This is a genomic window from Catellatospora sp. TT07R-123, from assembly GCF_018327705.1.
GTDB lineage: Bacteria > Actinomycetota > Actinomycetes > Mycobacteriales > Micromonosporaceae > Catellatospora.
The window spans coordinates 2114436-2133177 of the sequence record NZ_BNEM01000001.1 but is presented as its reverse complement, the minus strand read 5'-3'; the positions used below and the strand labels follow the sequence as shown (position 1 = coordinate 2133177).

The 18742-nt window shown below is 75.0% G+C and carries 15 protein-coding genes; 6 read left to right on the top strand and 9 right to left on the bottom strand.

Translation table 11 applies throughout. From position 1 onward, the window contains the following. Positions 1–39: 39 nt before the first annotated feature. From Cs7R123_RS08905 to Cs7R123_RS08890, 4 genes are all read right to left on the bottom strand, one after another. Positions 40–804 carry a VOC family protein gene (locus Cs7R123_RS08905; protein ID WP_244871708.1) on the bottom strand — a complete coding sequence of 255 codons (765 nt, stop codon included), beginning with the start codon at positions 802–804 and terminating at the stop codon, positions 40–42. Positions 805–1036: 232 nt separating this feature from the next. After that, complete coding sequence (locus Cs7R123_RS08900; RefSeq protein ID WP_212825043.1) at positions 1037–1672, bottom strand: alpha/beta hydrolase; 636 nt, start codon at positions 1670–1672, stop codon at positions 1037–1039. Positions 1673–1693: 21 nt separating this feature from the next. Beyond that, a complete protein-coding gene (locus Cs7R123_RS08895) occupies positions 1694–2095 on the bottom strand; it encodes a hypothetical protein (RefSeq protein WP_212825041.1) in 402 nt (133 codons plus the stop codon). A 66-nt stretch (positions 2096–2161) separates the two neighbouring features. Further along, on the bottom strand, positions 2162–3373 hold the full coding sequence (locus Cs7R123_RS08890) for a deoxyribodipyrimidine photo-lyase (RefSeq protein WP_244871707.1): 1212 nt from the start codon (positions 3371–3373) through the stop codon (positions 2162–2164). Between the two features lie 186 nt (positions 3374–3559). On the opposite strand from Cs7R123_RS08890, the gene Cs7R123_RS08885 reads away from it, so the two are divergent. The 3 genes from Cs7R123_RS08885 to menC are packed head-to-tail and all read left to right on the top strand — an operon-like array spanning position 3560 to position 6478. After that, positions 3560–4456, top strand: coding sequence for a MerR family transcriptional regulator (locus Cs7R123_RS08885; RefSeq protein WP_212829023.1), 897 nt, complete (start codon positions 3560–3562; stop codon positions 4454–4456). Positions 4457–4487: 31 nt separating this feature from the next. Next, positions 4488–5378 carry a GNAT family N-acetyltransferase gene (locus tag Cs7R123_RS08880; protein ID WP_212825039.1) on the top strand — a complete coding sequence of 297 codons (891 nt, stop codon included), beginning with the start codon at positions 4488–4490 and terminating at the stop codon, positions 5376–5378. Continuing rightward, positions 5375–6478 carry an o-succinylbenzoate synthase gene (gene menC, locus Cs7R123_RS08875; protein ID WP_212825037.1) on the top strand — a complete coding sequence of 368 codons (1104 nt, stop codon included), beginning with the start codon at positions 5375–5377 and terminating at the stop codon, positions 6476–6478. Before Cs7R123_RS08880 ends, menC begins: the two co-directional genes overlap by 4 nt. A 72-nt stretch (positions 6479–6550) precedes the next feature. Here menC and Cs7R123_RS08870 read toward each other — a convergent pair whose 3' ends face one another. From Cs7R123_RS08870 to Cs7R123_RS08855, 4 genes are all read right to left on the bottom strand, one after another. After that, the gene (locus tag Cs7R123_RS08870) at positions 6551–7048 is read right to left on the bottom strand and encodes a hypothetical protein (protein WP_212825035.1); all 498 of its coding nucleotides are present in this window, start codon (positions 7046–7048) and stop codon (positions 6551–6553) included. A gap of 104 nt (positions 7049–7152) precedes the next feature. Then, entirely contained in the window at positions 7153–7803 is a 651-nt protein-coding gene (locus tag Cs7R123_RS08865) for a hypothetical protein (protein WP_212825033.1), read from the bottom strand. Beyond that, positions 7800–8309: a SigE family RNA polymerase sigma factor gene (locus Cs7R123_RS08860; RefSeq protein ID WP_212825031.1), complete on the bottom strand. Its 510-nt coding sequence runs from the start codon at positions 8307–8309 to the stop codon at positions 7800–7802. Before Cs7R123_RS08860 ends, Cs7R123_RS08865 begins: the two co-directional genes overlap by 4 nt. 124 nt (positions 8310–8433) lie before the next feature. Next, entirely contained in the window at positions 8434–11238 is a 2805-nt protein-coding gene (locus tag Cs7R123_RS08855) for a LuxR C-terminal-related transcriptional regulator (RefSeq protein WP_212825029.1), read from the bottom strand. Positions 11239–11361: 123 nt separating this feature from the next. Here Cs7R123_RS08855 and Cs7R123_RS08850 point away from each other — a divergent pair, with 123 nt between their 5' ends. Then, a complete protein-coding gene (locus Cs7R123_RS08850) occupies positions 11362–12918 on the top strand; it encodes an amidohydrolase family protein (RefSeq protein WP_212825027.1) in 1557 nt (518 codons plus the stop codon). Positions 12919–13196: 278 nt separating this feature from the next. After that, positions 13197–16514, top strand: a complete 3318-nt coding sequence (locus Cs7R123_RS08845; RefSeq protein WP_212825025.1) for a glycoside hydrolase family 48 protein — start codon at positions 13197–13199, stop codon at positions 16512–16514. A gap of 108 nt (positions 16515–16622) precedes the next feature. On the opposite strand, the gene Cs7R123_RS08840 is transcribed toward Cs7R123_RS08845, so the two are convergent. Continuing rightward, positions 16623–17573, bottom strand: coding sequence for a serine hydrolase (locus Cs7R123_RS08840; RefSeq protein WP_212825023.1), 951 nt, complete (start codon positions 17571–17573; stop codon positions 16623–16625). Between the two features lie 257 nt (positions 17574–17830). Here Cs7R123_RS08840 and Cs7R123_RS40700 point away from each other — a divergent pair, with 257 nt between their 5' ends. Further along, complete coding sequence (locus Cs7R123_RS40700; protein WP_280517283.1) at positions 17831–18532, top strand: Hsp20/alpha crystallin family protein; 702 nt, start codon at positions 17831–17833, stop codon at positions 18530–18532. The last annotated feature ends 210 nt before the right edge of the window (positions 18533–18742 follow it).

Here is an 18742-nt window from a genome sequence, read left to right as displayed (position 1 = left end):
CAGCGATCTTGCCCGGCCCAGGTGGCGGGATCGGCCTGCTCAGGTGGCGGGGAGGGTGCCGGTGGCGGGGTCTCGGGAGGTGAGGCAGTAGACGGAGCCCGTGGGGTCGTGCATCACCGTCCAGCGCTCGTGGCGGGCGACGGTGGTCGCGCCGTGGGACTCGTGCCAGGCGCGGACCGCGTCCACGTCCGAGCAGGCCAGGTCGAGGTGCGCCCCGGTGGGCTGTTCCTCGTCCAGCCGCTGGAGCAGGATCCGCAGGGGCAGGTGCGCGGGCGGCCGCAGCACCCGGAACTCCGGACGCGACCCCTGCGCCAGGTCCCAGCCGGTCAGTCCCGCCCAGAACGCGGTCTCGGCGTCGTACCGCGACGGAGCCACGTCAACGCTCACCTGGTCGACCCGGCTCAAGGCCCCGCCCGGCCCGGCGACGACGGGCGTACGCGCCGACTCGCCCTGGTACGGCACCGCGCACAGCAGCAGCCCACCCGGCGAGCGCAGCACCGTGAACCGCTCCGCGACCGCCACGACACTGCCGCCCAGGTCGAGTGCGGCCTGGACCAGCGCCTGCGGATCGTCGGTGCCCGGGTCCAGGTGGATGCCGCCCGCACCGCCGACGACCTGCACCTTCAGGTGGGCGTCGCCCTCGTCGGCGAGCAGGGTCGCGAACTCGCCCCGTGCCCCGCGCCGCGCCGACAGGCGCGTCCGGGTCACCGCGAGCCAGAACGCGGCCCCGGCGTCGAACCGGTCGACGGGCAGATCGATGAACGCGTGCATCCACCGGATCGGCGGCGAGGTCGGCAGAACCACCGCCACACGATAGCCCGGCCCCGCCCGGCCCGCGTCACCTCGCCCATCCGCGGGCCCATCCGCGGGCAAGTTGCCGGGCAATCGGGCGAATGATGGGCTCACATTCGCCCGATTGCCCGGCAACTTGGCGGGAGGGGTGCACCGGCCCGGGGCGGGAGGGGTGCACCGGCCCGGGGCGGGAGGGCAAGCGGGTCCGGGGTGGGTGGGCACGCGGGTCCGGGGCGGGTGGGTTTCAGCAGGGGAGGGGGCTGGTGGGGTCGCCGTTGAGGACGGCGGAGATGAAGGCGCCGACGAGGCAGTGCCAGTGGCGGGCGCGGCGCAGCATGGCGTGCCCGTCGCCGCTGACGTCGAGGTACGTCACCCGGGCGCCTGCCTCCTCGGCGGCGATGGCGTACCGGCGGGAGGCGGCCGGGTCGGTGATCCAGTCCCGGTCGCCGTGTGCGATCAGCACCTGCCTGCCCGCGAGCTGCTCGTACGGGTCGCCCGGCTCGATCCACGGGGCGAGCGCGCACACCGCCGCGACCTGCGCGCCGCCGCCGCCCCACAGCACGGCGCGGCCGCCCATCGAGTGCCCGACCAGGATCACCGGCAGCCCCGGCCGCAGCTCGGCGGCCTGCCCGAGCGCCCACTCCAGGTCGCGCACGGGGTCGGCGTCCGCCCCGTTCCAGCCGTTGTAGCGGTAGCGCAGCCGCCAGACCAGCACGTCGGACGGCAGGGCGCGCAGGAACGGCAGCATCCGCAGGTAGGACAGGCGGGCCCGGTGGTCGGGGCCCCGCCCCCTCTCGGCGCCGCCGTGCAGCATCAGCACGAGGCCGCGGGCGGCGGCGGGCGCCGGGCTGGCCTCGTACCCCGCGCTGCGTGTCGTCACCGGCACCTCCTGCCCGCGAACTTACTCCTGCCTGCGCCCGCCCAGCCGGGCCACAAGCCCGACGAGCAGGAACAACACCCCGAAACCGATGATGAACGGGCCGGAGCCCGCCGCCCCGGCCGGGGCCGCGTCGCCGCCACTGACCACGATGTCCTGCGTGGTGCCGGACGGGTCGGCGGGGCCGTCGAAGGTCACCGGCGCCTGGTGGGTCTGTCCGGCGTCGGCCCAGGTGACGGTGCAGTCGTGGTAGACGCGGCGCTTGGTGCCGGTCCCGGTCGAGTGCTCGGTGCAGGCCGAGACGCTGCCGGTGGACCTGTCCCAGGCCATGATGCGCAGCTGGTACGCCCCGAACGCGACGAGCAGCACGGCGACGATGATCAGTACCAGTCCGGCGATGCGGCGTACGCCACGCAGAGATCCCACGGGCCGCATGTTCGCACCGCCGCCCGCCCGCCGGGCATCGGCCGGGCGGGGGAGGGCGGGTGTGGCTCAGCGGCCGGTCCAGCGCTGGATGTAGGCGCCGGCGGGGTCGTAGCGCTCGGTCTGCCGCTGCGGGCTGAACTTCCGGTACGGCTTCGTATCGGTGCCCGTGCCCGCCACCCACTGCCAGTTGCCGAAGTTGTTCGCCACGTCGGCGTCCAGCAGCAGCCGGGCATACCAGGCGGCGCCCTCGCGCCAGTCCAGCCCCAGCGTCTTGGTCAGGTACGACGCGGTGACCAGCCGGGCCCGGTTGTGCATCCAGCCCTCGGCCGCGAGCTGCCGCATGCCCGCGTCGACCAGCGGCACCCCGGTCTCGCCCGCCTGCCACGCGGCCAGCGCGTCCGCGTCGTCGTGCCACTGCTCCTGCGCCCCGGCCCGGTAGGCCGCGGTCCCCAGCTTCGGGAAGCAGGCCAGCACCTGGGTGTAGAAGTCGCGCCAGCACAGCTGCCGTACGAACGCGTCGGCCACGCCCGGGGCGGTGGCCAGCCGCAGCGGCGACACGCACCCGAAGTGCAGGTACGGGCTCATCCGCGAGGTCGCGTCCCCGGCCAGGTCGTCGTGGCGGGCCGCGTAGTCTCCGGCCTGCGGCAGCCATGCCGTGAACCGGCGCAGCGCCTCGGTCTCCCCGCCCGGCATCGGGCTGGGCGACTCGGCCTTCGCGCCGGTCAGCACCCGGTGCGGATCGCTGCCGGCCAGCCCGTCGGGCAGCGGCGGGACGGTGCGCGGCGCCGGTGCGGTCGAGCGCCACCGGACCTGCTGCCAGGCCCGGAAGTACGGCGTGAACACCTTGTAGTGGTCGCCGCCGGTGGTCGGGGTGACCTGCCCGGCGGGCACCACGGTCACCCCGGGGAACAGCTTGAGCGCGATCCGCTCGCGGGCGCAGGCGCGGGCCAGCCGGTCCTGGCGGCGCAGCGCGTACGGCCCGTAGTCCTCGGTCACGCCGATCCCGGCCGCGCCGACCTGCTTGGCGAGCCGGACCGCCTCGGCGACGGGGTCGCCGGCGCGCACGACGAGGTCGCTGCCGCGCCCGCGCAGGCTCTCCCGCAGGTCGAGCAGGCATTCCAGCAGGAAGCGGCGCCGGTTGGCGGGCACCTTCAGGCTCGGGTCGAGCACGAACAGGGGCACGATCCGCTCGTACGCCGCGCACGCGGCCGCCAGCGCGGGCTGGTCGTGCACCCGCAGATCCCGCGTGAACAGCACCACCGCGGTCTTCATCCGCACCACATCCTCCTGCGCGGCCGTCGCGCGGCATCGGGGCTGCGCGACCGGGCAGTTTCGGGGAGACTGCCGGAATCGGCCGTACCAAAGCAGCAGTTTCCCCGAAACTGCACGCACGCAAACGCCGCCGCGCCGGATAACGATTCAGGAATCAACGCAATATTAGCCTGCGGTAGGCTGCAACGCGTGGTGGACGGCAGCGACGACGAGGGGCTGAGCGCGGGGGCGGTGGCCCGGCGGCTCGGCATCGCCGTGACCACGCTGCGCACCTGGCACCAGCGATACGGGCTGGGTCCGGGCGGCCACGCCCCCGGCCACCACCGCCGCTACGACGCCGCCGACCTGGTCCGGCTGGAGACGATGCGGCGGCTGACGGCGCACGGCGTCCCCGCGGCCGAGGCGGCCCGGATCGCCCTCGCCGCGCCCGGCGAACCGGAGCAGCCGCGCCCGCACCGCGACGGCGGCGGGCACACCGTCGCCGTCGGCCGGGCCGGAGCGCAGGCCCGGGGGCTGGCCCGCGCCGCGATGCGGCTGGACGCGCTGACCGTACGCGACCTGATCGACCAGGCCGTCGCCGAGCACGGCGTCACCGCGACCTGGCAGGACCTGATCTGCCCCGTTCTGGTCGGCATCGGCACCCGGCACGCCGCCACCAGCCGCCTGATCGAGGTCGAGCACCTGGTGTCGCGCTGCGTCACCGAGGTGTTCGGCGCGGTGCCCCGGCCCGCGCCCGGCACGCCCGTGCCGGTGCTGCTGGCCTGCGCCGACGACGAGCAGCACAGCCTGCCGCTGGAGGCGCTGTCGGCGGCGCTGGCCGAGCGCGGCGTCGGTAGCCGGCTGCTGGGCGCCCGCGTCCCGGCCCGCTCCCTGCTCGACGCGGTACGCCGCACCGGCCCCGCGTTCGTGCTGATCTGGTCGCACGCCCCGCAGACCGCCGACACCGGCGTGCTGGCGGAGCTGCTGGCGATGCCCCGCCGCCCGGCCCTGGTGCTCGCCGCGGGACCGGGCTGGCCCGACGAGCTGCCCGACGGGGTGCTCACCCCGGACAGCCTCACCACCGCCCTCACCCTGGCCGCCTCCGTCTGACCCAGGTCGGCGGGGGTGGTTCACTACACGCATGGTCTACCTTCCCGATCATCACCGGCCCGCCGCGCTGCCCGATGAGCTGGCGCGCGAGGCCGCGGACCTGGCCGAGTCCACGGCCGCCCGGCTGCGGCTGGAGATCCGGGAACTCGACACCGTGCCCGCCCAGCACGAGGCCGCCGGACTGTTCTGCCGGATCTGGCACGCCGACTCGCCCGACCAGCTCATCAACCGGGCCACGCTGCGGGCGATGCAGCACGCGGGCAACTACGTGGCCGGGGCGTACCGCGACGGGGTGCTCGTCGCTGCGGCGGTCGCCTTCTTCGGGGTGGGCCACCTGCACTCCCACATCGCCGGGGTCGACCCGGCGGCGCAGAGCGGCGGCATCGGGTACGCCCTCAAGCAGCACCAGCGGGCCTGGTGCCTGGCGCGCGGGATCACCGAGATCTGCTGGACCTTCGACCCGCTGGTCCGCCGCAACGCGTACGTCAACCTGCACAAGCTCGGCGGCCGCGCCGCGGCGTACCTGCCGGACTTCTACGGCGAGATGAACGACGGCATCAACACCGGCGAGGCCACCGACCGGCTTTACCTGAGCTGGGACCTGCTGTCGGCGCGGGCACGGGCGGCCGCGCGCGGCGACGTGCGCGACGTCGACCTGGCCGCGCTGCGCGCCGTCGGGGGCGCGGTGCTGCTCGACCGCACCGCCGCGCAGGAGCCCCGCCCGGCGGCGGTGCCGCTGGACGGCCGCCCACTGCTGGTCGCGGTGCCCGACGACGTGGTGGCGCTGCGCGAGCGCGACGCGGCGGCCGCGCTGGCCTGGCGCCGGCCGGTACGCGAGGCGCTGTGCGCCGCCCTGGACGCCGGCTACCGGATCACCGGGATGAGCCGCGACGGCTGGTACACCCTGGAGGTCGCCCGATGATCGAAGGTTTCGAGCTGCGCCGCATCGCGATGCCGCTGGTCAGCCCGTTCCGCACCTCGTTCGGGGTGGAGCTGGACCGCGACGTGCTGCTGGTGCGCGCGGTCACCGGCACCGCCGAGGGCTGGGGCGAGTGCGTCGCCATGTCGGCCCCGCTCTACTCCGCCGAGTACGTCGAGGGCGCGGCCGAGGTGATCCGGCGGTTCCTCATCCCGGCGCTGGCCGGGCTGCCCGACGCCGACCCGCGCCGCACCGAGGCCCCGTTCGCGAAGATCAAGGGCCACCCGATGGCGAAGGCGGCGGTGCAGACCGCGCTGCTGGACGCCTGGCTGCGCGAGCACGGCCTGCCGCTGGCCGCGCATCTGGGCGCGGTCCGCGACCGGGTGCCCGCCGGGGTGTCGGTCGGCATCATGGACTCGATCCCGCAGCTGCTGGAGGCGGTCGAGGGCTACCTCGCCGAGGGCTACCTGCGGATCAAGCTGAAGATCGAGCCCGGCTGGGACGTGGCGCCGGTGCGGGCCGTACGCGAGCGGTTCGGCGACATCCTGCTCCAGGTGGACGCGAACACCGCGTACACGCTGGCCGACGCCCGGCACCTGGCCCGACTGGACCCGTTCGACCTGCTGCTGATCGAGCAGCCGCTGCCGGAGGACGACGTACGCGGCCACGCCGAGCTGGCCCGGCAGGTGCGCACCCCGATCTGCCTGGACGAGTCGATCACCGGTGCGCGGGCGGCGGCCGACGCGATCGCGCTGGGCGCCACCTCCGTGATCAACATCAAGCCGGGCCGGGTCGGCGGCTACCTGGAGGCCCGCCGCGTCCACGACGTGTGCGCCGCCAACGGCGTGCCGGTCTGGGTCGGCGGCATGCTGGAGACCGGCATCGGCCGCGCCGCGAACGTGGCCCTGGCCGCCCTGCCCGGCTGCGTGCTGCCCGGCGACACCTCGGCCTCCGACCGCTACTTCCGCCGCGACGTCACCGACCCGTTCGTGCTGGACGGCGGCCACCTGGCCGTCCCGACCGGCCCCGGCACCGGCGTCACCCCCGACCCCGACGCCCTGCGCGAGGTCACCACCGCCACCGAGTGGATCCCCGTCCGGTAGCGCGGGTCGGGATGATCGCCGATCGCGGTCAGAATCCGCGGCCCAGCCGCATGATCTGACCGGAACCGGCGATCATCGCTTCTCACCCGGGCGCACGGCGGGGGCCCGGGTGAGGCCGAGTAGGGCGGTGCCGGTGCCGAGCAGGAGCATCGCGATCAGGGCGAGCGGGGCCCCGGCGCCGACACCTGCCTCGCTGTGGCTGCGGGCGAAGCCGAACAGGTCGAGGTCCGGGGTGGTCGGGGCGGTGCCGGGCCATACCGCGCAGATCACGGCCAGGCCTGCCAGCCCGAGCACGGCACCCACCCCTCCCGCGGCGCGGGCGACCGGCGCGGGCGCGACCGCCGCGGCGGCACCGGCCGCGACCAGGAGCAGCAGCAGGGTGAGCACCCAGCCGCCGCCACCGAGGTCGAACAGGTACACCAGGCGGGTCCGCGAGTCGGCCAGACCCACGATCGCGACCCGGGTGGACGCGGTGCTCCAGGCCCAGGCGGTGCCCAGCGAGAGCGCGCCCAGCAGGGCACCCAGCCCGGCGAGCACGCCGCCGACGACGGCGGTGCGCGTGCGGTCCATCCACGTCCCCCTCAGGTCCCGGCCCGTCGCCCGAGCCGCCGATGATCCTTTCGCGGGGGTACGGGCTTGCGACCCGTACCCGGTACGGAAAGAAACCGGCGGGCTCACAACCGGGCGTCGAGGTCGAGCACGAGCTCGCGCAGCCGTCCGGGGGCCGTGCCCGGCACGGGCAGTCCGGTGGACACCTCCGCCGTGAGCAGCAGGCCGTCGCCGCGCGCCAGCCGGGCCGACCCGGCCTGTTCGCACACCCCCGGCCGCCCGGAGCAGGCCAGCCGCGCGGCCTCCCGCGGCTGGTGCAGGCTCACCGTGACGACCAGCTGCACCCGGATCGGGCTGGCCAGCAGGTCGGCCACGGCGGTGAGCCGGTCGGCCGCGCAGGTCACCGCGAGCCGCTGGTCGAAGCCCCGCGCCCGCAGCGCGGCCCGGACCTGGGCGCCGACCGAGGCGCAGTCCAGCAGCGCGCGCCCGGCCGGTGCCGAGCCGGTCGGCACCCGCGGCGCGACGGCTGAGGGCGGCACCACCGGGGTGTCCGTGGCGACAGGGGCCGGCTGCGGCGCGGGCTGCGGGCGGCCGGCCACGGCCAGGGCCACCCCGCCCGCCCCGACGACGCCGACCAGCACCGACGCGATCAGCGAGGTGGTGCGCCGGTAGCGGCGGCGGCGCTGCCCCGCCGCGAACGCCGCGGCCGGGTCCAGGCGGCTCGGTGGCGCGCCGGTGTCGTCGGCCAGCTCCGCCAGGGCGCGGGTGATGTTCATGGGGCTCCCTCGTCGCTGGTCAGACGCTCCCAGCCGGCTGCCTTGAGATGGTCCAGCGCCCGTGCGGTCTGGCTCTTGACGGTCCCGGTCGAGCAGCCCAGGATCCGCGCGGTGTCGGCGACGTCGAGGTCCCACAGGTAGCGGCAGACCAGCGCGGCCCGCTGCCGGGGTGGCACGGACCGCAGCGCCCGCACCAGGGCGAGCCGCTGCAACCGGTCGTCCTCCAGGCCGGCGGCGTCGGGGGCGTCGGGCAGGTCGCCGACCGTGTCCTCGTGCCGGCGCCAGGAGCGCCGCTGCTCGCGCAGGTAGCTGCGGACCAGGCAGGTGCGCATGTACGCGTCGACCGCGGCCGGGTCGCGCATCCGGTGCCAGGAGCCCGCGAGCCGGATGAACGCCTCCTGCGCCAGGTCGTCGGCGGCGTGCCAGTCGCCGCACAGGACGTACGCGCTGCGGCGGACCAGCCCGGACCGGGCCGCGAAGTAGGCGGTGAACTCCTCCTGGCTCACGGTGTCCCTTCCGCGCGGCGCTGCGCAGCAGTGGCATGGTCGCGGACCGCCGATGGGCCCGCCGGAGCACGGACCCTACCGGCAGCGGCGTCGCGGACGGCATCAGCCGGGACGGGCGCCTTGATCACCGCGCGGGCACCGGGTCGCGCCGACCGGGCACCTCCGGCGCCAGCCCGTGCCGGGAGGTCGCCCCGGTCTTGCGCATCGCCCGGGCCACGTGGTCCTCGACCGTGCGCTCGGACAGGTACAGCGCCCGCGCGATGTCGCGGTTGGACAGGCCGGTGGCGGCCAGGCGGGCCACCTCCGCCTCGCGCGGGGACAGGTCGTCGCCGTAGCCGCGGCGCCCCCGCCGGTGGGTGACGGCGAAGCCGTGCGCGCGCAGCGTCATCCGGCAGTGGCCGGCGTCCCGGGTCGCCCCGAGCCGCTCGAACCGGGCCAGGGCCGCCTGCACCAGGTGCCCGCCGCGGTCGCGGTCGGTGTCGAGCAGGCAGCGGCCCGCCGCGGCCAGCTCCCGGGCCACCGCATACGGCTGCGGCAGTGCCGCGTAGTGCCGCGCCGCCCGGTGGTGTGCCGCGACGGCGGCGGCCGTACGCCCCGCCGCGGCCAGCATCCTCGCCTCCCCGGCGGCCAGCGCGGCCGCCGCCAGCGGCGCGTCCCGGCCTGCCAGCCCGGCGGCCAGCTCCGCCGTCAGCCGCGCCGCGCCGGCGACGTCGCCGCAGGCCAGATACGCCTCGACGGCCACCGGCACGGCATCGGCCAGCCACACCCCGTTGCGCTTGCCGCGTACCAGCTCGATCGCCTGCTCCGCCGTGCCCAGCGCGGCGCGGTGGTCGCCCCGGTCGAGTTGCAGCCGGGCCAGTCCCGCGGCCGCGGCGACGGTGACCGGCACGGCCGTGTCCGGGTCGTGCCAGCGACCGGCCGCGCCCAGCTGCTCGGCGGCCGTGCCGACGTCGCCCTGCGCCAGGCGGACCAGCCCCAGCACCAGGCGCGCCTCCCGCACCACCGGCGGCAGGGCGGCCGGGCCCGACCGCAGCGTCTCGGCCCGGTCGGCCAGGCCCTGCCAGCGGCCGCAGCACCAGTCCAGGCGCAGCCGGGTGACCGCGGTGATGGAGTCGGCGAACCCCGGCGCCGACCGCCGCGCGAGCACCTCGGCCCGCTGGAGCAGATCGTCGGCGAGCCGGTAGTGGCCCAGCCAGCCCGCCGCGTCGGCGTGGCTGCACGCCCCGCGCGCCAGCTGGGCCGTCTCCGCCCCGGTGCGGCCGGGATGCGCCAGCGCCCGCAGCTGCTCCCGGGCGCTCGGATCCCCGGTGTTGAGCAGCGCGGTGACCCGGTTGACCCGCACCGCCGCCACGCCCGGCGCCCCACCGTCCTCGGCGGCCGCCTCGTCGGCCTGTGCCAGCCAGCTCAGGTGCTGGTCCACGGTGTCCTGCGGCCACATCGGCACCGCCAGCGCGGACAGGGCCCGGGCCCGCAGCGCGGGCGCGGCGTCCAGGTCGGGCAGGGCCGCGCGGATCTCCCGGCGTCCCGCCGCGATCCGGCCCAGCTGGTTCACCAGCAGCAGGCCCAGGTGCAGGCGCAGCTCCCCGCGGGTGGCGGCGGGCAGCTCGGGGCCGTCGAGCACCCCGGTCAGCAGCGCGACCGTGTCCTGGTGGGCCAGCCCGTCGAGGGCGGCGACGGCGAGCTTGCGCGCCAGCCGGGCGGTGTCGGGCGCCGGAGCCGGCGCGCTGAGCGCCTCGCGCAGCATCCGCGCCGCGTTCGGGGCGTCGCCGCGTTCGGCGGCCTGGTCCGCGGCGGCTTCGAGATAGCGCCACCAGCCGGGCAGACCGGCGAGCCGGGCGTGCGCGGCCAGCCGGTCCAGCGGCCGAGGGTCGGTACGGTCCAGCGCCTTGACGGCGCTGCGGTGCAGCATCCGGCGCTCGGCGGGGCTGACTGACTCGTACACGGCCCGGCGGAGCAGCTCCGGTGCCACGGTGACCGGGCCGTCGTCGCGCAGCAGCCCGGCGGCGGCGCACTCGGCCGCCGCGGCGGCGGTCAGCGGCAGGGGCAGGCGCGCGGTCGCACTGAGCAGCTCGTCGTCGGAGACGTCGCCGAGCACCGCGGCCGCGCGCAGCACCCGCAGCGCGGGCGCGGACAGGGGGCGGTCGGCCAGCAGCCGGTCGTACAGCCCGGTGGGCACGGGCAGCCCGTCGAGCTCGTGCCGGGCCCGGTCGGCGGGCACGTCCCAGGACCGGGGCCGCTCCCGCATCACCCGCGCCAGGCCCGTGACCAGCAGCGGCAGCCCACCGGTCCGCGCGGCGAGGTCGTCGGCGAGCACGGCGGACACGTCGCGGCGGACCACCGACACGACCAGCGCGTGCGTCTCAGCGGGGGTCAGCGGGTCCAGCTCGATCTCGGTGACCCGGGTCCGGGTGGCGTCGGCGGCCAGCGCGCGCACCTCCGCCGACCTGCCCCGGAAGCTCAGCAGCAGGCCGAGGCCGGGCAGCGGCTCGCCGACCAGCGACCGCAGCAGCCGGGCCGTCAGCGGGTCCAGGTGCTGCGCGTCGTCGACGACCAGGGTGGCGGTGCCCAGCGCGCCCAGCAGCGACCGGACCGCCCGCAGCAGCTGGTGCGGCGCGACGTCCCCGCCGGGCGGGGGCGGCAGCAACGGACCCAGCTCCGGCACGAGCCCGGACAGCACGCCGGTGGCCGGGCTGAGCAGCTTCGCGGCCGGCAGCAGGCTGCCGCACGCGGCCAGCGCGTCGGCGACCGGGCCGAGCGGGTCGGCACCGCGGTGGCACCGCGTGCGCAGCACCGCGCCGCGGCAGGCGCGCGCCGCCTCGTCGAGCAGGCTGGTCCTGCCCACCCCGGCCGGGCCGGTGACCAGCACCAGTGCCGGGGGCTGTGCCAGTTCCCGCCCGATCAGGGCGAGCTGCGGCCGTCGGCCGATCATGTCCATACCTGTAGGTGTCCGCGCTGCCGACGATCGGTTGCACGGTGTCGGCAACGCCGCGCCGGAGGATGCGTACGCTGGCCGGATCACCGGGCACGGGTCCGGTCGAGCGGGGAGAGGCACATGCACGATCTGCTGCTGCGCGGCGGCACCGTCCACGACGGCCTGGGCTCGCCGGGCGTACGCGCCGACGTCGCCGTCACCGGCGACCGCGTCACCGCCGTCGGCACCGGCCTCGGCCCGGCCCGGCGCGTCCTCGACGTCGACGGCCTCGCGGTCGCCCCCGGCTTCCTCGACCCGCACAGCCACTCCGACCCGGTGCCGCTGATGGCCGATCCGCAGCCGTTCAAGCTGCTCCAGGGCGTCACCACGGAGATCGTCGGCAACTGCGGCTTCTCGTTCGCGCCCCTGGACGCCGCCACGATCGAGGCGGCCGGGCCGCTGTTCGCCGAGCTCGCGGGCGGGGTGCCGGTGCTGCCGCGCGACTTCGCGGGCTACCTGGACGACGCGCAGGCGGCCGGGCCGACCAACCATCTCGCGGTGCTGGTCGGGCACAACACGCTGCGCGCGTACGTCAACGGGATGGACGAGCGGCTGCGGCCCGGTGCGCTGGAGCGGATGTGCGAGCTGGCCGACGCGGCGTTCGCGGCCGGGGCGGTCGGGCTGTCCAGCGGGCTGATCTACCCGCCGGGCTCCTACGCCGACACCGACGAGCTGGTGGCGCTGGCCCGGGTCGCGCACCGCTGGAACCGGCCGTACGCCACGCACATGCGCAACGAGGACGACCACCTGCTCGCGGCGCTGGACGAGGCGATCGAGATCGCCACCCGGGCCCGGGTCCGGCTCCAGGTGTCGCACTGCAAGGTCGCCGGGCGGGCCAACCACGGCGGCGCCCCGGCGCTGCTGGCCAGGCTGCGCGCGGCCCGGCTGGCCGGGGTGGACGTGCGCGGCGACCAGTACCCGTACCTGGCCGGGGGCACCTTCCTCAACGCGCTGCTGCCCGGCTCGGCGCAGGTCGGCGGGCTGGACGCGATGCGCGCCCGGCTGGCCGACCCGGACGGGCGCAAGGCTGTCCGCGCGGCGGCCGAGGACCCGGCCGGCCCGCAGGGCTTCTGGTCCCGGGTCACCCCGGCCGACGTCCTGGTGACCACGCATGCGACCCGGCCGGACGTGACCGGCCGGACCCTGGCCGAGCTCGCCGGGACCGCCGACGCGTTCGACACGCTGTGCGAGGTGCTGATCGGCGACCCGGGCGCGGGCATGGTCATCACCATGATGGACGAGGCCGACGTCGAGACGATCATGGTGGATCCGCTGGTCGGCATCGGCTCCGACAACGGTCCGCCGGTCGGTCTCCAGCACCCGCGCACCTGGGGCTGCTTCCCCCGCGTGCTCGGCGAGTACGTCCGCGAGCGCGGCCTGCTCACCCTGCCCGAGGCGGTCCGCAAGATGACCTCGGCCATCGCCGACCAGTTCGGCCTGACCGGGCGCGGTTTCCTCGGTGCGGGCGCCTTCGCCGACGTGGCCGTGTTCGACCCGGCCACCATCGGCCACGCGGGCACCTACGCCGTGCCCGACGTGCGCCCCACCGGCATGCGGCACGTGCTGCTCGCCGGGGTCCATGTCATCGACGACGGTGAGTTCACCGGCGCCCGCGCCGGGCAGGTGCTGCGCGGCTGAGCGATCGCTGAGTCTGCTGTGGATCGGCTGAAAATAGCTGCTTGATCATATCTTGTGATCAGTGGCGGTCGATGCCATGCTTCAACTGCTCGTGTGAGGAGCCTTTCACGCGGTCGGGCGGCCGAGGGCATCCGGGCAACCGGAACGGCGCCCGGTCTGCCTGTGCACCGCGTGAGGTCACGCCGACGGCTGGAACGCGTCGCGATGCGTCGTCGTCCACCGCCCCTGCCCGCCGCCAGTCGGCGCAGGGCGGTGATCCGTCCCCACGAGGAGACCTCATGAGATTGAGCACCTTCCGCCGCCGTGTCGCGCTCGCCGCGACAGGGCTGATGGTCGTGGCGTTGGGAGCCGCGATCGCGGCCCCGGCCCACGCCGCCGTCGCCTGCCAGGTGACGTACACGAAAGCCTGGGACAACGGCTCCGGCTTCGGCGCCAACCTGACCCTGCTGAACCAGGGCGACCCGTGGACCAGCTGGACCCTGACCTACACCTGGCCGGGCAACCAGACCGGCATCCAGGGCTGGTCGGCCAACTACAGCCAGTCCGGCCAGAACGTCACCGCGACCAGCCTGTCCTACAACGGCGCGGTCGCCAACGGCGGCTCGGTCGGCATCGGGTTCAACGCCTCCTACAGCGGCACGAACACCGACCCGACCAGCTTCAAGGTCAACGGAACCACCTGCGGCGGCACCCAGCCGACGGTGAACCTGGTGGTGTCGCCGACCGCGGTGTCGGTGCCCGAGGGCGGCACGGCGACCTACGCCGTACGCCTGTCGGCCCAGCCCAGCGGCAACGTCACCGTGACCACGGCGGCGGGCAGCGGTGACACCGACCTGACCGTGTCGTCGGGCGCCAGCCTGACGTTCACGACGAGCAACTGGAACACCAACCAGAACGTGACCCTGGCCGCGGCCGAGGACGCCGACACCACCAACGGCACCAGGCCGTTCACGGTGGCGGCGACCGGCCTCACCTCGGTGACGGTCAACGCGACCGAGGCCGACAACGACACCACCACGACCCAGTCGCTGGTGGTCAGCCCGACGTCGGTGAGCGTGCCCGAGGGCTCGACCGCCGCGTTCGGCGTACGCCTGGCGGTCCAGCCGGCCGGCAACGTCACCGTCACCACGGCGGCGGGCAGCGGCGACACGAACCTGACCGTGTCGTCGGGCGCCAGCCTGACGTTCACGACCAGCAACTGGAACACGGTCCAGAACGTCACCCTGGCCGCGGCCGAGGACGCCGACACCACCAACGGCACCCGGCCGTTCACGGTCGCCTCCAGCGGGCTGACCTCGGTGACGGTCAACGCCACCGAGGCCGACAACGACACCACCACGACCCAGTCGCTGGTGGTCAGCCCGACGTCGGTGAGCGTGCCCGAGGGCTCGACCGCCGTCGTCGGCGTGCACCTGGCCGTCCAGCCGACCGGCAACGTCACCGTCACCACGGCGGCGGGCAGCGGCGACACCGACCTGACCGTGTCGTCGGGCGCCAGCCTGACCTTCACGACCAGCAACTGGGCCACCAACCAGAACGTCACGCTGGCCGCGGCGCAGGACGCCGACAGCACCAACGGCACGCGCCCGTTCACGGTCGCCTCCAGCGGGCTGACCTCGGTGACCGTCACCGCGACGGAGGTGGACGACGAGAACACGGCCAACGCCTACATCACCGAGTTCACCACCCAGTACAACAAGCTGAAGGACCCGGCCAACGGGTACTTCTCGCAGGAGGGCATCCCGTACCACACGATCGAGACGCTGCTCGTCGAGGCGCCCGACCACGGCCACGAGACCACGTCGGAGGCGTTCAGCTTCTGGATCTGGCTGGAGGCCCAGTACGGCCGGGTGACCAAGAACTGGACCCCGTTCAACAACGCGTGGACGACGATGGAGACGTACATCATCCCGTCCGCCGCGGCCCAGCCGGGCCAGAGCACCTACAACCCGAGCGACCCGGCCGACTACGCCCCCGAGGCGCTGCAGCCCAACGGCTACCCGGTGCCGCTGAGCACCAGCGTGGTCGCCGGCCAGGACCCGCTGGCCAACGAGCTCCAGACCACGTACGGCAACCGCAACATCTACGGCATGCACTGGCTGCTCGACGTGGACGACGTGTACAAGTACGGCACCGGCCGCACCGCCGCCGAGTGCGGTGACAGCACGCAGCGGGTGACCTACATCAACACGTTCCAGCGTGGCCCGCAGGAGTCCACCTGGGAGACCGTCGCGCACCCGTCCTGTGACACGGGCCGGTTCGCGAACTTCCCGTCGCTGTTCATCCAGGGCTCGGGCACCGGCCAGTGGCGTTACACCGACGCCCCGGACGCCGACGCCCGCGCCGTCGAGGCCGCGTACTGGGCGCTGCAGTGGGCCACGGCCCAGGGCAACCAGTCGCAGATCTCCGCGACCGTGTCCAAGGCCGCGAAGATGGGCGACTTCCTGCGGTACGCGATGTACGACAAGTACTTCAAGACCCCGGGCTGCACCTCCACCTCCTGCACCCCCGGCAGTGGCAAGAGCAGCAGCAACTACCTGCTGTCGTGGTACTACGCGTGGGGCGGCGACATCGGCGGCGCCTGGTCGTGGCGCATCGGCTCCAGCCACAACCACCAGGGCTACCAGAACCCGCTCGCCGCGTACGTCCTCGGCTCCAGCGGCCCGACCGCGCTGCGCCCGCAGTCGCCCACGGCCGCCACGGACTGGGACACCAGCCTCACCCGCCAGCTCGACTTCTACCTCTGGCTCCAGTCGGCCGAGGGCGCCATCGCCGGTGGCGCGACGAACAGCTGGAACGGCAACTACTCGGCGCCTCCCGCCGGCACGCCCACCTTCTACGGCATGGCGTACGACGTGAAGCCGGTCTACCACGACCCGCCGTCCAACCAGTGGTTCGGCTTCCAGGCCTGGTCGCTGCACCGCGTGGCGGAGTACTACTACGCCAGCGGCAACGCCAAGGCCAAGGCGATCCTGGACAAGTGGGTCGCCTGGGCGATCGCCAACACGACCCTGGGCTCGGGTTCCAACTTCTCGATCCCCAGCGACATGACCTGGACGGGTCAGCCGTCCGGCAACTACAGCGGCGGCTCCGGGCCGGCGGCCAACCCCGGCCTGCACGTCTCGGTCACCAAGTCCGGCAACGACGTCGGCGTCGCGGCGGCCTACGCCCGTACGCTGACCTACTACGCGGCCAAGGAGAACGGCTCGACCCTGGGCAACTCCGCCAAGGCGACCGCGAAGGGCCTGCTGGACCGCCTGATCCTGCTGAAGGCGAACGACACCAAGGGCATCGTGGTGCCTGAGGTCCGCGAGGACTACAACCGGTTCGACGACGTGTGGAACTCCACCACGCAGACCGGCCTCTACGTCCCGTCGGGCTTCAGCGGCATGATGGGCACCGGCGTGCCGATCAACTCCAGCTCGACGTTCATGAGCATCCGGCCGTTCTACGCCACCGACCCGGCGTGGCCGGCGGTCCAGGCGTACCTGAACGGGACCGGGCCCGCACCCACCTTCACCTACCACCGGTTCTGGGCGCAGTCGGACATCGCCATGGCGTTCGCCGACTTCGGCTCCCTCTTCCCCACAGGCTGAGGTAAGGAAGGGCACCTTCTTATCGGATTCCGTTGTAGAAGGTGCCCTTCTAAACCCGGCAGTTCCGGTCGCGGGGCACGCCTGGTGCAGGCGTGCCCCGCCCCGTGCTCAGGGCTCCAGCAGCAGGTCGGTGAGGGTGTCGGTCAGGGCGACCATGCGGTCCACGCCGTCGGCGCGGGCGAGCACGGCCAGGCTGCGCCCGCTGTCCGGGACGCGGACCAGCTTCGCGGTCAGGCCGGGCCAGGCGCCGCCGTGCGAGTGCAGCGTCCGTCCCCGATGCGTCCGCAGCCCGACCCCCATCCCGTACGGCACCGCCGTCCCGTCCGCCAGCCTCCCCGGCGTATGCAGCACCGCCGCGACCCCCAGCCGGTCGGCCGCCAGCGCCCGGTTCCAGCGCAGCAGGTCCGCCACGGTGCTCCACATGCCGCCGTCGCCGAGCGTCAGCGGCGCGGGCCGCCCCGGCAGCGGCACCGCCCCCGGCGGCGCCGGGTCCGGCCCGGCCCACAGCACCGTCGCGTCCATGCCCAGCGGCGCGAAGACCTCCCGCCGCGCGTACGACGGCAGCGGCTCGCCCGCCGCCCGCGCCGCCGCCTCGGCCAGGCAGACGTAGCCGAGGTTGCAGTAGCCGTGCACCCGGCCAGGCTCGTCCACCCCGGTCACCGCGCCCAGCATCGCCAGCACACCGGGCGTGGTCCAGTCGACCTGCCCGGCCGCCCGCATCGCCTGCCACGCCTGCTCCTCACCGGGCAGCCCGCCCGCGTGCAGCAGCAGGTGGCGCAGGGTGACCCGGTCGGCCCAGCCCGGCAGTTCCGGCAGCCAGCGGGCCAGCGGATCGTCGAGCCCCAGCGCCTCCCGCCGTGCCAGCAGCGCCAGGCACGCCCCGGTGACCTGCTTGGACACCGACGCCGTGTACGCCACCGTGTCCGCCCCGAACTCCGCGTGCGTCCCGATGACGGTCACCATGCCGTCATCCAGCCCGACCACGACCTGCTCGGAGGCCGCATACCCGGCCGCCTCGACCGCCGCCCGCACCCGCCCCTCGACCCCGCCCCACCCCATCGCCCCGCCCTCTCCCTAGCCCTCGTCCTCGTCCTCGCGCTCCACTCCGGTCCATGTTGCCGGGCAATCGGGCGTATCACGGGCCCGGATACACCCGAATGCCCGGCAACTCGGCGGACGGCCGCGGGGTGGTGGGGGACGCGGGGTGGTGGGGGACACAGGGGAGTGGGGGCGGGGATGGGAATTGAGTCGACCCGACTCAAGTTTGAGAGAGTGTCGGTTCACGACGGCCGGCGATCCGACCTGAGGAGAACGTCATGAGCACCGTTTCGCTGTGGACCCGGCGCGACCCCTTCGCCGAGTTCGACGCCCTGGTACGCCACGCCTTCGCCCCCGCCGCGCGCCCCGCGGCCGCGGCGACCGCCTTCGTCCCGGCGGCCGAGATCGTCCGCGAGGGCGACGACGCGGTCGTCCGCGTCGAACTGCCCGGAGTGGACGCCGCCAACGACGTCGCGGTCGAGGTCGACCGCGGCCGCCTGGTGATCAGCGGCGAGCGCCGCGACGAGCGCGCCGAGCAGCAGCGCGTCAGCTTCGGCCTGCGCGAGGTCCGCTACGGCTCGTTCCGACGCACCTTCCGGCTCCCCGCGCACGTAGACGCCGCCGCGGTCCAGGCAGGCTACGACGCGGGCGTGCTCACCGTCCGCGTGACCGGCGCCTACACGGGCACAACCCCAACCCGCGTCGCCGTCACGACGGCGTCCCCGGCGTCCCCGGCGACCTCCGCGTCCCCGGCGACTTCCGCGTCCCCGGCGACTTCCGCGTCCCCGGCGACCTCCGCGTCCCCGGCGACCTCCGCGTCCCCGGCGACCTCCGCGTCCCCGGCGGCTCCGGCGACCACGGCGGCTCCGGCGACCACGGCGGCCTCCACGACCTCGGCGGCCCCCGCGACCACGGCACTGCCCACCGGCGCCGACGCGGCATCGGTGGCCGAGACCGTCGCCGCCGACCCGGCGGCCTGACCGCCGCCGGCCCACAGCGCCCGCCTGGCCAGCCTCCGGCCGGGTGGGCGCTCGCAAAGATCCGAAATCGTGGACGCTGGGTGCTGCTATAGCGACACCCAGCGTCCACGATTTCGGATCTTTGCCCTTCCACGCCGGTGGCAGCGTGTGCCGGATCGGCCGCAGCGCAGCGCGGTGAGGCGCGGCGCGGTGAGGTGAGGCGTTACGCGG

Bases quoted from the DNA above. Each gene is read 5' to 3' on its own strand.
- Cs7R123_RS08880 (WP_212825039.1), top strand. From the start codon at position 4,488: ATGGTCTACCTTCCCGATCATCACCGGCCCGCCGCGCTGCCCGATGAG.
- menC (WP_212825037.1), top strand. From the start codon at position 5,375: ATGATCGAAGGTTTCGAGCTGCGCCGCATCGCGATGCCGCTGGTCAGC.
- Cs7R123_RS08870 (WP_212825035.1), bottom strand. From the start codon at position 7,048: ATGGACCGCACGCGCACCGCCGTCGTCGGCGGCGTGCTCGCCGGGCTG.
- Cs7R123_RS08865 (WP_212825033.1), bottom strand. From the start codon at position 7,803: ATGAACATCACCCGCGCCCTGGCGGAGCTGGCCGACGACACCGGCGCG.
- Cs7R123_RS08855 (WP_212825029.1), bottom strand. From the start codon at position 11,238: ATGATCGGCCGACGGCCGCAGCTCGCCCTGATCGGGCGGGAACTGGCA.
- Cs7R123_RS08850 (WP_212825027.1), top strand. From the start codon at position 11,362: ATGCACGATCTGCTGCTGCGCGGCGGCACCGTCCACGACGGCCTGGGC.
- Cs7R123_RS08845 (WP_212825025.1), top strand. From the start codon at position 13,197: ATGAGATTGAGCACCTTCCGCCGCCGTGTCGCGCTCGCCGCGACAGGG.
- Cs7R123_RS08840 (WP_212825023.1), bottom strand. From the start codon at position 17,573: ATGGGGTGGGGCGGGGTCGAGGGGCGGGTGCGGGCGGCGGTCGAGGCG.
- Cs7R123_RS40700 (WP_280517283.1), top strand. From the start codon at position 17,831: ATGAGCACCGTTTCGCTGTGGACCCGGCGCGACCCCTTCGCCGAGTTC.